The sequence below is a fragment of the Desulfosarcina sp. genome (assembly GCF_041551955.1).
GTDB lineage: Bacteria > Desulfobacterota > Desulfobacteria > Desulfobacterales > Desulfosarcinaceae > Desulfosarcina.
The window spans coordinates 1-11,970 of sequence record NZ_JBFELV010000129.1; the positions used below are offsets into that span (position 1 = coordinate 1).

Sequence of the window (11,970 nt, forward strand, 5' to 3'; positions counted from 1 at the left end):
CCGTCGACCAGGTCGCGTCGGAAAGCGTAACGAAGTGGCTGACCAAGATCAAAGAACCACTGCGGATCGAGATCTACCGACCCCTACCGGTGCGACGAGTGAGGATTCCAAAGCCGGGGGGTGGGGAACGCCCATTGGCATCCCCACCCTATGAGATCGGGTGGTTCACACTTGCCACTAAACTGGTCGTTGAGCCGATTTTCGAGGCAGACCTGGAACCCCATGTCTACGGTTATCGCCCCCAAGCGCACTGCGTTGGAAAAATTCAAAAGGTTCAAGAACAGCTGAAGCAGGGGTATACAGGCCTCGTGGATGCGTATTTATCCGAGTATTTTGACACGATCCCGCATCAGGCGCTGATGCCGTGGGTCTCTCGACGGCTTGTGGAACGAAATGTCCCACGATGATCTATCAATGGTTGAAGACTCTGATCGCGCATGATGACAGTCAGGCAGCGGGGGAAAGATCGAAGGCGGACGCAACAGTACCTTGAGGTAGATACCTTTCATAATATAGATCTTGCCGGTAATATTCATTAGCAAAAATTTGTTGACAAAAACGGGAATTTATTGTGCATAGAAAGGGCCACTTGGCTTTCCTTCAGTTTGTCGGTAAAATTCATATTTCATATCCAAACAATTGCAAAAGGAGGTGTATGATGAAAAAACTGATTTTATTGCTTTGTCTGACCCTGGCGTTGACGATGATTTCAGCCGGCAGCGCAACAGCCGGCCGGATTTTTTTTGGCATCGCCACCGGTGGAACCGGTGGAACCTACTACCCCCTGGGCGGCATGCTGGCCCAGTTGGTTTCCAACACCGTTGAAATCGACGGAAATAAATTGTCGGCCACCGCAGAAACCGGCAACGCCTCAGTGGCCAACGCGACCCTGTTGGGCAGAGAAGGCATCGAATCCGCCTTCGTGGCAGCCGACATCCTCGATGCCGCCTACAAAGGAGAAAAACAGTTTGACGGCAAGGCGATCAAGAACATCCGTGCACTGGGCGCCCTCTACCCGGAGACGGTGCAGCTGGTGGTTCGTGGCAATGCCGGAATCAACACCTTCATGGATCTCAAGGGTAAATCGGTTTCCTCCGGTTCGCCGGGTTCCGGCCAGTGGCAGCTTCTTGGTGATCTGATGGTTGCCCACGGCATGGATCGTAAGGACCTATCCGAGGACTACTCCTCCTTTTCCCAGTCCGTGGAAAAAATCAAGGACGGCAACCTGGACGCCTCCCTGATTACCGCCGGATCCCCCACGGCTTCCGTGATGGAACTGGCCAACCACCACAGCGTCAAAATCGTTCCCTTGACCGGTGCGCCCATCGCCAAGCTGCGGGAAGTGCAGCCCTATTATGCGGAGACGATCCTGCCGGCCAATACCTATGAAGGCCAGACCGAAGATGTGAAGACCATAGCCGTGCGCGCCATCTGGGCCACCCACGACAAGCTGGACGACAAAGTGGCCTACGAGATTGTCAAGGCCCTTTACGAAAACACGGAAACCCTGGCCAAGGTGCACGTCAAGGGCAAAGAAATCTCACTGGAAAAAGCCCTCGAGTCCGTATCCATTCCGCTGCATCCTGGCGCGGAGCGCTACTATCGGGAAAAAGGTCTGATCAAATAATGAGAGGGTTGCTTGCAGGCGTGCTGGCCTTCCTGCTGGCCGCCTGCAGCGCTTTGGACAGCCATTCGGATCGGGCGCACCCATGCCTGGCGATCAGCCGATTTCCTTCCCGGATGACCCTGGGGATTTATCGGCTCCCGGAAGACGGTGGTTTTTCGCTTTCATTCATCCATTCGGTTTCCCATACGCCGGTCCGGGACGACTACCAGGCCATCGATTGGCGAATCATCCAGACCGCCGAGACGTTTCAGGCCCATGGTGCGGGATTGCCTTCCGGAGTTGATGAACCCGACGTGACCGGCTGGGAGCATGACGACGGCCGGTTTGTCATCCGTATGGAACGGCCCATCTCCAGGCTTGTCGTACGCACTGACCGAAACTATCGCAATCGTCTGCAGATTGACGGAATGGAAATCAATCTCAACGGTTGGGATGACCAGGCCCTTGAATTGGCCGTCGTGCCCTGCACGGCCCCATGAACCCCCATCTGATTAGTTAGTGCCCATCCATAAATGGTTATTTTGCCCGATTTCTGCGTTATGCGAAAAAATTTTATCCTCGGAATATCAACTATATGCCTCCGGTAAAATTTTTCGCACGCCTTGATCTCGACCAAAATCCCTCATTTCTGGACGGACACTAATTAAGAAACAAAGGACGCTTCAATGGCTAATGATGTTGCCGGGGCCGCCGCTCCAGACGGCCCGAATCCCCCAACCGCAGAAGCGGGCGAAAAGGAATTCAGTAAAGCAGATGTGGACGCCATCGTCAAAAAGTACGATGCCGAGTCCAATTTCAGAAACTTGAGAGGCGCCACGGCAAAGATCACTGTCGTGTTGTGCGTGATACTGAGCCTGTTCCACATTTACACTGCCGGGTTCGGCCTGCTCAACGAGGTGATGCACCGGACCGTGCATCTTTCCTTTGTCCTGGGGTTGGTGTTTCTGGTGTTTCCCCGGCGGCAACCCGTTCGTATGGGGGTGGCTTGGGGTTTCGGAATCGGTTTTGCCCTGTTCTACCTGTTTCTTGGCTGGCAGCTCTCTGATCGGTTCCAGGCCGACCTGCCGGTGTGGGGTGCACCGGCGCTGTTCATCATGGTGCTGTTTCTGGCCATCACCGCCCTGCCTGTGGACTTTCTCAAAGGCAAAGGGGACCGGCTCTCCTTTGCGGACTGGCCCCTGGCCATCGCCGCTGGTGGCATATCCCTGTACCTGATCGTCTTTTTCAAACAGATTTTCATCGAGAACATCGGCTTCCCTCAGATTGAAGAATACGTCATGGGCCTGCTGGCCATCATCATGGTCACCGAGGCCTGCCGTCGGGTCATGGGCGAGACCCTACCCGTCATCGGCGCCCTGGCGCTGATGTACGGCCTGCTGGGACCCTGGCTGCCCGGTGTGCTGGGTCACCGGGGGTATGATATCGTCCGCATCGTGGAGCATCTTTACCTGGGCACCGAAGGTATCTACGGCATTGCCGTGGGCGTGGTGGCCACCTATGTCTTCCACTTTGTCCTATTCGGCGTCCTGGCCCAGGCATCGGGCCTTGGACAGCTGTTCATCGACCTGGCCATGATCCTGGCCGGCCGATATTCCGGAGGGCCGGCCAAAGTGTCGGTGGTCTCTTCCGGATTTTTCGGCATGATTTCCGGCTCCCCCATCGCCAACACGGCCACCACCGGGTCGTTCACCATCCCCATGATGAAAAAAAACGGCTTTTCCGCCCAGTTTGCCTCGGCGGTGGAAGCGTCGGCTTCCTGCGGGGGGCAGGTCACGCCGCCCATCATGGGCGCATCGGCTTTCGTCATGGCCGAAATGCTGGGCATTCCCTACAATAAGATCATACTTATCGCCATCATTCCTGCCGCGTTTCACTACCTGGCCTGCTTGAGCATGGTCCACCTGGAGGCCAAACGGCTGGGGCTCAAAGGACTCTCCCGCGACAAGATTCCCCAGTTGATGCACATCATGAAAACATCCTGGCACCTGATGATTCCGCTGACCGTGATGGTGACCCTGCTGCTCATGCAGTACACCCCCTACCTGGCGGCCTTTTGGGGCATTATCCTCTCCATCGTGTGTTCCTACATTCCAATGATTACCAAGCGAATAGGGGTCGGACAACTGGATGACACCAAGACCCTGACGCCGCGCCGGCTGGTCGAGGGGTTGGATCAGGGAGCCCGGTATGCCTTGGCCATCGGGGCGGCCTGCGCCTGTGTAGGTTTCATTTTAGGGATGATCACCCTGACCGGATTAGGCTTCAAATTCTCCGGCGCGGTGCTTCAGATCGCTTCAGTGCTTGGAAATCTGCTGGCCGCCATCGATCCTTTCCAATTCTTGACCGTTCAGGGGGGGACGCTCTTTTTCGGTCTTGTGCTCGTCGCGATCGCATGCATTGTCATGGGTGCTGGAATTCCTACGACCCCATGCTATATCATTTTGGCCTCCATCGCCGGGCCGGCCCTCAACGACATGGGCATCCCGCTGGTGGCGACCCACTTCTTCGTTTTTTACTACGGCGTACTGGCCGATGTGACACCACCGGTGGCCCTTGCAGCTTACGCTGGAGCAGGTATTGGGGGGGCGGACCCCATGGCCACCGGCATGACCGCTTTCCGGCTTTCCATGGGCAAGGCCCTGGTGCCTTTCATGTTCGTCTATGCACCGAGCATGCTGTTTATCGATTTTTCATGGATGGAGTTCTCCATCGCCATGACCAGCGGTGTGTTGGGCATTATTTCACTGTCGGCCGCTTACATCGGGTTTTTCAAGTGCAAGGTGGGGCTCTTAGGGAAAGTCGCCCTGACCATCGGTGGTTTGCTTCTGGTTTCCAGCAGTGTTGCGGTTATCCTTGTTGGCGCCGTATCGGTGCTTCTGGTTCTGATCCCCAACCTGATGAAAACCGGTCGGTCGATCCCCGCATCAGCCGGATAGCTGAGAACCTCTGACCCCTTCGGGAGATGGCTCGTGGTTGATGGACAAAAAATGAACGCGGACTATACGGTCCCGGCCCTGAAAAAAGGGCTCCAGATTCTGGAAATGTTTTCAGTCCGGCAGCGTGTACTGACCATCGGTGATTTGGCCGAACGGCTTGAGGTCAGCACATCGGCCATTTATCGTACCATCGTGACGCTGACAGAGATGCACTACCTTAAAAAAGCCGGCCGCAATGCATACGAGCTGGGCCCCATGGTGCTTTCACGCGGTTTTTGTTATCTCGCCTCTCGAGATATCCTGAACACGGCTGCCACCCAGCTGGACGAATTGCGCGATGAGACCAGTGCATCCTGCCATCTGGCCATCCGGGAAGGGATTGAAGCCATTTACATCTACCGGGCCGCATCGCCCCAGGTCATGATGGTCAACGTACCGGTGGGAAGTCGGTTCCCCTGCCACACGGTGGCCATCGGGCGCGCGTTGCTATGCGGCCTCAGCGACACAAGCCTGCGCACGCATTATTCCGGCGTCCCCCTGGACGGATATGCCAACGGCGGCATCAACTCACTGCCTCAGCTGTTGGTTGCCGTTGCTGAAGCACGGCGGACGGGGATCAGCGTCAGCGGATCCGACTTCTCTACGGCCATTGCCACACCGGTTCGGGACTACACCGGGCATGTCGTGGCGGCCATCAATGTGTCCGTTCCCGATTTTATCATTGAAACGCCAGGTGTTCGCGATCATCTGATCGCGTGCCTGGTAAACACCGCCAGATCCATTTCGATCGACATGGGCTGGCCGGATGAGCAGTAACCACCTCCATCCACGGTCCTGACTGTCGCGTCCGGACCGTGGATGGTCGCCATTCATATCAAACCAAAGCGAGTGTATGATGAGAAAAATCGTTGAATGCGTTCCCAATTTTTCCGAAGGCAACAACCGGGAGACCATCGATGCCATTGCCCAGGCCATCCGGGCTACGCCGGGTTGCACCCTATTGGATGTGGATCCGGGAAAGTCCACCAACCGGACCGTATACACCTTTGTCGACGATCCGGAGGCGGTGGTTCAAGGGGCCTTGAACAGCGCCAGGGTGGCCAGGCAGAAGATAGACATGCGCACCCACAAGGGAGAGCATCCCCGCATGGGAGCCATGGATGTGTGTCCGTTCATACCCGTGGCCAACGTCACCATGGACGAATGTGTAGCCATCGCCCAGACATTTGGCCGGCTGGCCGCAGAGACACTGGGTGTCCCATTTTTCCTTTACGAAGAAGCTGCGGTGGACCATTACCGCCGAAAACTGCCCCAGGTCCGTCAAGGGGAATACGAAGGATTGGCCAGGCGCCTGAAGGATCCCAAATGGAAGCCCGATTTCGGACCGGCCGAATTTATCCCCCAGTGGGGAGCCACCGCAACCGGTGCGCGGTCTTTTCTGATCGCCTACAACGTCAATATCCTCGGTACCAGCAATCAGGCCCACCGCATCGCCCTGAATCTGCGTGAGGCCGGCCGGGGGCCGGATGCACCCGGCCGGCTGAGAGCGGTCAAGGGCATGGGCTGGTTCGTGAACGAATACAACATGGCCCAGGTAACGGTAAACTTAAACGATTATCAAGTGACGCCCATGCATGTCCTGTTCGAGGAAGTCAAACAGGAGGCGGCCGCATTGAACGTCGGCGTCGCCGGTTCGGAAGTCGTTGGGCTGATTCCCTTGGAGTCGATTCTCATGGCTGCCGACTACTACATGGAGAAGGAAAACCTGTTCATTCTCGACGAGGACCAGCGGGTCCGATTGGCGGTTGAACGGATGGGGCTTAACAGTGTGGCGCCGTTCGATCCCAAAGAAAAGATCATCGAATACCGTGTGGCCGGAGAAAGGGATGAACCGCTTGCCGGCATGAGCCTGAGAGCGTTTATCGAAGAAGTGGCTTCCCGTTCGTCGGCTCCCGGCGGTGGATCGGTGTCGGCGGCCCTGGCGGCCATGGGCGCCGGACTGGGGTCCATGGTGGGCAAGCTGACCTACGGGGTTCGCAAGTTTGAATCGGTGGACGCCCAGATGAGAAAAAGCATCCCGCCGCTTCACGATGCGGCGGCCAGGCTGATACCCATGATCGATGCGGACACGACGGCGTTCAACGACTTCATGGAGGCGCTGCGCATGCCCCGGAGCAACGATGCCGAGCGCGCAGAGCGGGCCGAATGCATGCAGGCTGGCCTCAAGAAGGCCATCGAGATTCCCCTGACGACCATGAAATTGGGCGACGGGGCATGGGATGCCCTTTGCGACGTAGCCCGCTACGGCAATCCGGCATCCCGGTCTGACGTGGAGGTGGGGGCCAGAGCCTTGGAAACGGGGATATGGGGCGCCTATAAAAACGTGATGATCAACATGGCGGATATTACGGACGACGCATTCAAAACCCGTATCACCCAGGAGGCGGAATCCATCGTGAGCCGTGCGGCTCAAAAATGTGCCGAGGTGCTTGAGATCTTAACAGGAAGGTGATCGATGGCCGATGCATTGGGACTGCTGGCCCTGCTGATCGGGCTGGAAATCGTGCTGGGTGTGGACAACGTTCTGGTGATTGCCATCTTTGTGGGCCGGTTGCCTGAAAACCAGCGGCAGAAAGCCCGCATCGTGGGGTTGAGCATGGCCATGCTGGCCCGCATCGTCATGCTGGCCGTGGTGGTGGCTCTGGCCAGCCTGACCCGGCCGATTGTGGCCAATTTCTCAGTCAGGGACCTGATCCTGCTGGCGGGGGGGTTGTTCCTGCTCTATAAAGCCGTCCACGAGATTCACCACACCGTCGAATTCAGAGAGGCCGAGCATGGACCGGATGGGCAGGCACCCGCTGCCTTCGCCTCTATCATTACCCAGATCGTCCTGCTGGACATCGTCTTCTCGGTCGATTCGGTGATCACGGCGGTGGGATTGACCCAGGAGCTGTGGATCATCGTTTCGGCAGTGGTGTTATCCTTTGTCGGTATACTGTTCTTCGCCCGGCCCATCGGTGACTTCATCCTGCGCCATCCAGCCCTGAAAATTCTGGCACTCTCCTTCCTGATCACCATTGGTGTCACCATTTTCATGGAGGGCCTCCATAAACATGTGCCCAAGGCATACATATACCTGCCGATGGGGTTTGCTCTGATGGTGGAAATGCTCCAGATGCGCTACGAACACAACCGCCGCCGGAAGAAGGCCTGACGCCCGATGCCTGAGGATTTTTCATTAAATATGTCTCCCCGGGAGGCTGCCGGCCCTGAAGGGATCCACCGGGCCCTGGTCCGGACGATCGGTCGTTCTGTCGCCGCAGACCGGGTGGTGGTCGTCCGCCGTTCCGTCGATGCCCGCAAACGACCGGTGCGGGTCAACCTGGGCGTTCGCATCTATGGCGACGACGAAAATCTGATGCCGGATCGGCCGGTATTCACATACCGGGATGTGCGTTCCGCGGACCCGGTGGTGGTCGTGGGTGCCGGACCGGCGGGCCTGTTTGCCGCGCTGCGCCTGGTGGAGCTGGGCCTCAAACCCGTGGTGATCGATCGGGGGAAGCCCGTCAAGGCTCGCCGCCGGGATGTGGCGGCGCTGAACCGGCGGGGGGTATTGGACAGTGAATCCAACTATGCCTTCGGCGAGGGAGGCGCAGGGACATTTTCCGACGGCAAGCTTTACACCCGATCCAGAAAAAGGGGAGATCACCGTCGGGTGCTCCACCGATTTCATCAGCATGGCGCCGATGGACATATTCTAACCGATGCCCATCCCCACATCGGATCCAATCGTCTTCCAGAGATTGTTTCGGCGATGCGGGCCAGCATTGAAGCCCACGGCGGTGAAATTCATTTTCAACAGAAAGTGGTTGGTTTGTCGGTTTCTGGCGGACGGGCGACCGGTGTGATCCTGATCGATGGGCATCGCATCGAGGGGCGGGCGGTGGTCTTGGCCACCGGTCACAGTGCCCGGGATGTCTACGAGATGCTCATGGACAAAAAGATTGGTCTGGAGGCCAAACCCTTTGCCATGGGCGTGCGGGTGGAGCACCCTCAGAAGCTCATCGATTGGATCCAATACCATGGCCAGCCCCGGGGTGAATTCCTGCCGGCGTCTGCCTACAGCCTCGCCCACCAAGTGGACGGCCGGGGCGTTTACAGCTTCTGCATGTGCCCGGGGGGGTTCATCGTGCCGGCATCCACCCAGGAAGACGCCCTGGTGGTCAATGGCATGTCCTTTTCCAAGCGCAACTCTCCCTACGCCAATGCCGGCATCGTCGTGGAGGTCCGGCTTGCCGACATTCCCCGGTTGGACGCATCGGGCCCATTGGCCGGTCTGAACTATCAGCGGGCCATGGAGCAGACAGCGTCCGGCAATGGTGGCGGCGGGGTGATCGCTCCAGCCCAGCGTTTGGCCGATTTTGTCAACAATCGGCCTTCCAACGGATTGCCGGCCTGCTCCTACCCGCCGGGGGTGATGGCTTCGCCACTGCACCGTTGGCTGCCTGATCCCATCTGCAAGCGGCTGCAGGCTGCATTCAAGGCTTTTGACAGCAAGATGAAGGGGTTTCTCACCAACGATGCGGTTGTGGTCGGGGTCGAGACTCGCACGTCATCACCGGTAAGGATCCCAAGAGATCCGCAGACATTGCAGCATGTGTCGGTCCGGGGGCTTTTCCCTTGCGGAGAGGGGGCCGGCTATGCCGGCGGCATCGTCTCCTGTGCTGTGGATGGCGAGCTTGCCGCTGAGGCTGTCGTCCGCTACATCGCCCACCGTTAATACCGCATTTATCCCTCTTTGGCGTAATTCAAGATCAGGTCCATGTAAATCTGGGCGGCCAGTTTCACCTGGGACAGGGTTACGGATTCTTCGGCGGTGTGGGCTTTTTCTAGCTGCCCCGGCCCCAAGAGGATGGGCTTGATTCCCGCCGCCCACAGCGTGTTGGCATCACTGTGGCTGGGAAAACTGGTGGGATCAAAGGATAGGTGATGCCGGTCGTAAACCGTTTTTAAAAGATCCACCAGCGGTCCCTTTTGGGGAAGTTCATAGCCGGCGTGAATCGTGTTGAAATGGATGGCGGCGTCGCACTGGGCATTGGCCTTCAGGTAGTTGGTATGCAGTTCCTCCAACTGAAAGGTGAGCTGCCCCATGTGGGTCAATGCGGGAAGATGAAGGTCGATCCATGCCTCGCAATTGTCGGGAGCCGCAAAACCGGATCGGGCGCTGGTCAGATCCCGCAGGTTGTAAACCCCGTCAACCAGTTCCTGGTCGAAATGCTGAATGTAGGCCAGAAGCAGGCGCAGCATGGCGGTGGCGGCGTTATGGGCCTGGGGTGCCAGGCTGGCGTGGACCCGCTGCCCCTGGGTGGTCAATTGGATTTCCAGATAGCCGTAATGGCTCAGGCAGGGTCGCAGGTCGGTGGGTTCTCCCACGATGGCCGCTGAAAAGTCGTATTCTCTGACCAGGCGCTGGGCCCCGTCACCGTAGTCTTCTTCCCCGACGACCAGGGCCAGGGCTACGGGTCGGTTGGTATGACCGTTTTCCCACAGGGTAAGAAAGGCCTCGATCATGGCCGCGCAGCCGCCTTTCATGTCTGCCGTGCCCAGACCCGCGGCAGTGTCCCCGTCGAGGCTGTATTCATATGACTCCAGGTCGTAGGCCTCAACCGTGTCCAGGTGGCCCACCAGCACCAACTCCGCCTCCACGTCGTCGGGTTCCACGATCAGGTTGTGCCGCTCTTCATCTACTGCCTGGCGAACCACGGGAAGTCCATGACGCTTGAGGTAGTTGTAGATAAAGTCCACCAGGTCCTTCTCCTTGCCGGGAGGGCTGTAGATGTTAACCATTTTACGCAGCTGCTGTTGAAGGCGCCGCGTGTTGATCTGGAGTTTATGCTTAACCATGGTCGCCTCGGTCTCCTTCATGATCGTCCACCGTGTAGCGGATGATCCGGTCTTTACGCCGGACCTCCAGACGGCGGCGGTCTTCGTCAACGTTCATGGTCAGGTATACATGCTGGCGTGAATGGTTGAAGCCCATCTTGCGAAAAAACCGCAAGGATGCGGCATTCTCGGCATCGGTGTCCACCATGATGATGCGCGCACCGGCATCGATCATCGCGGGTTTGAGCTGGCGGAACAACCGCTGGGCGATGCCGCTTTTCTGGTAATCGGGGCGAACCCCCAGCCAGATCAGATAACCGTAGGTCCATGAGTGGTGTTTTTCGATAACCGTACCCAGGGCAAAACCGATTACCATCTTGTTCTCGTCCTCGGCCACGAAGCAGAACTCGCAATCGGTCTGGAAAAACCCCACCACCTCGTATTCATCCCAGGTCCGGTGGGCATTGGGGGCGATGCGTGCGGTAAACAGCTTTTCTCCCAGATGGTATATGGCGGGAATGTCGTCGATGGTCATCTGGCGGACCGCGACGTTTGGCCCACCGGCTGAATCAGCGGGCTGTATCGTTGACGGCGGTTGGTCGTGTTGCATGAATGCGTGCTCCTGAGGTCCTTTTCCTGGACATGGTTGGGTCTTCTTTTTTTCTCGTGAGAATCTATCACAACCTGGCCGGCATTCCAAATGGCTTTTATTCTGACATTTTTTCCATTTTCTTTTGTGCCGGGATGCTTTAGAATCGGAGTGTCGTTTCAAACGGCATCCCACTTTTTGCAGCCAACGTCAAGCAGCCAACGTGGTGACGATAACCGCATAACCCATAATGGAGGCCATCATGACACCAGCAATGCTTACGATTGGCGGTGCCCACAGCGCATTGATCGCTCAATCCGGCCGCATGTGCAACCGGCATGGCCTGGTGGCCGGGGCCACCGGCACCGGCAAAACGGTGACCCTGCAAGTTCTGGCCGAAGGCTTTTCCCGCATGGGCACGCCGGTATTTGCCGTGGATGTCAAGGGAGACCTGTCCGGTATCGCCGCGGCGGGGTCATCCCATCCAAAGATCGATGAACGGCTGGCCAAAATTCCCCTGCCCGCTTATCGACAGCAGCCCTGTCCTACGCTGTTCTGGGATATGGACGGGAAAAACGGGCATCCGGTGCGAACGACCATTTCAGAAATGGGGCCGCTGCTGTTGGGCAACCTGTTGGAGCTCAACGACACCCAGACCGGGGTGCTTTATGCCGGGTTCGATCTGGCCGACGACCAGGGACTGCTGCTGCTGGATCTAAAGGATCTTCGGTCGCTGCTCGCCTGGATGGGCGAGAACGCAGGTTCCCTGAGATCGGAATACGGCAACATCACCGGTGCCAGTCTGGGGGCCATTCAGCGACGGCTGCTGGTGCTTGAAGAGCAGGGGGCCGAGCGCTTTTTCGGCGAGCCGGCCCTTCAATTGGCCGATTTGATGCATACGGACTTTTCCGGGCGGGGGGTCGTGAGCCTCTTCG

At 57.8% G+C, this 11,970-nt stretch carries 10 protein-coding genes and 1 pseudogene; 9 read left to right on the forward strand and 2 right to left on the reverse strand.

The window, feature by feature from the left end; all coding sequences use genetic code 11:
• The 8 genes and pseudogenes from ABYV26_RS11680 to ABYV26_RS11715 all read left to right on the forward strand — a co-directional run.
• A pseudogene (locus ABYV26_RS11680) lies at nucleotides 1-407 on the forward strand (group II intron reverse transcriptase/maturase); the annotation flags it as partial.
• A gap of 251 nt (nucleotides 408-658) precedes the next feature.
• On the forward strand, nucleotides 659-1,627 hold the full coding sequence (locus tag ABYV26_RS11685; protein WP_372681185.1) for a TAXI family TRAP transporter solute-binding subunit: 969 nt from the start codon (nucleotides 659-661) through the stop codon (nucleotides 1,625-1,627).
• A complete protein-coding gene (locus ABYV26_RS11690; RefSeq protein ID WP_372681187.1) occupies nucleotides 1,627-2,106 on the forward strand; it encodes a DUF1850 domain-containing protein in 480 nt (159 codons plus the stop codon). Before ABYV26_RS11685 ends, ABYV26_RS11690 begins: the two co-directional genes overlap by 1 nt.
• A 186-nt stretch (nucleotides 2,107-2,292) precedes the next feature.
• Nucleotides 2,293-4,563, forward strand: a complete 2,271-nt coding sequence (locus ABYV26_RS11695; protein ID WP_372681189.1) for a TRAP transporter permease — start codon at nucleotides 2,293-2,295, stop codon at nucleotides 4,561-4,563.
• Nucleotides 4,564-4,614: 51 nt separating this feature from the next.
• Entirely contained in the window at nucleotides 4,615-5,379 is a 765-nt protein-coding gene (locus tag ABYV26_RS11700) for an IclR family transcriptional regulator (RefSeq protein WP_372681191.1), read from the forward strand.
• Nucleotides 5,380-5,458: 79 nt separating this feature from the next.
• Nucleotides 5,459-7,075, forward strand: a complete 1,617-nt coding sequence (gene ftcD / locus ABYV26_RS11705; protein WP_372681203.1) for a glutamate formimidoyltransferase — start codon at nucleotides 5,459-5,461, stop codon at nucleotides 7,073-7,075.
• A 3-nt stretch (nucleotides 7,076-7,078) separates the two neighbouring features.
• Nucleotides 7,079-7,777, forward strand: a complete 699-nt coding sequence (locus ABYV26_RS11710; RefSeq protein ID WP_372681193.1) for a TerC family protein — start codon at nucleotides 7,079-7,081, stop codon at nucleotides 7,775-7,777.
• Between the two features lie 30 nt (nucleotides 7,778-7,807).
• The gene (locus ABYV26_RS11715; protein WP_372681195.1) at nucleotides 7,808-9,343 is read left to right on the forward strand and encodes an NAD(P)/FAD-dependent oxidoreductase; all 1,536 of its coding nucleotides are present in this window, start codon (nucleotides 7,808-7,810) and stop codon (nucleotides 9,341-9,343) included.
• 8 nt (nucleotides 9,344-9,351) lie between these two features.
• Here the strand turns inward: ABYV26_RS11715 and ABYV26_RS11720 are convergent, their stop codons facing one another.
• Nucleotides 9,352-10,467, reverse strand: a complete 1,116-nt coding sequence (locus tag ABYV26_RS11720; RefSeq protein WP_372681197.1) for a M20 family metallopeptidase — start codon at nucleotides 10,465-10,467, stop codon at nucleotides 9,352-9,354.
• On the reverse strand, nucleotides 10,460-11,056 hold the full coding sequence (locus ABYV26_RS11725) for a GNAT family N-acetyltransferase (protein ID WP_372681199.1): 597 nt from the start codon (nucleotides 11,054-11,056) through the stop codon (nucleotides 10,460-10,462). The genes ABYV26_RS11720 and ABYV26_RS11725 overlap by 8 nt, the downstream gene beginning before the upstream one ends.
• A gap of 241 nt (nucleotides 11,057-11,297) precedes the next feature.
• Here ABYV26_RS11725 and ABYV26_RS11730 point away from each other — a divergent pair.
• The coding region (locus ABYV26_RS11730) for a helicase HerA-like domain-containing protein (RefSeq protein WP_372681201.1) at nucleotides 11,298-11,970 on the forward strand (673 nt) is incomplete at its 3' end.

Coding starts and splice junctions, on each gene's coding strand:
- ABYV26_RS11720 (WP_372681197.1), bottom strand. CDS start 10,467: ATGGTTAAGCATAAACTCCAGATCAACACGCGGCGCCTTCAACAGCAG.
- ftcD (WP_372681203.1), top strand. CDS start 5,459: ATGAGAAAAATCGTTGAATGCGTTCCCAATTTTTCCGAAGGCAACAAC.
- ABYV26_RS11700 (WP_372681191.1), top strand. CDS start 4,615: ATGAACGCGGACTATACGGTCCCGGCCCTGAAAAAAGGGCTCCAGATT.
- ABYV26_RS11725 (WP_372681199.1), bottom strand. CDS start 11,056: ATGCAACACGACCAACCGCCGTCAACGATACAGCCCGCTGATTCAGCC.
- ABYV26_RS11685 (WP_372681185.1), top strand. CDS start 659: ATGAAAAAACTGATTTTATTGCTTTGTCTGACCCTGGCGTTGACGATG.
- ABYV26_RS11710 (WP_372681193.1), top strand. CDS start 7,079: ATGGCCGATGCATTGGGACTGCTGGCCCTGCTGATCGGGCTGGAAATC.
- ABYV26_RS11695 (WP_372681189.1), top strand. CDS start 2,293: ATGGCTAATGATGTTGCCGGGGCCGCCGCTCCAGACGGCCCGAATCCC.
- ABYV26_RS11715 (WP_372681195.1), top strand. CDS start 7,808: ATGTCTCCCCGGGAGGCTGCCGGCCCTGAAGGGATCCACCGGGCCCTG.
- ABYV26_RS11690 (WP_372681187.1), top strand. CDS start 1,627: ATGAGAGGGTTGCTTGCAGGCGTGCTGGCCTTCCTGCTGGCCGCCTGC.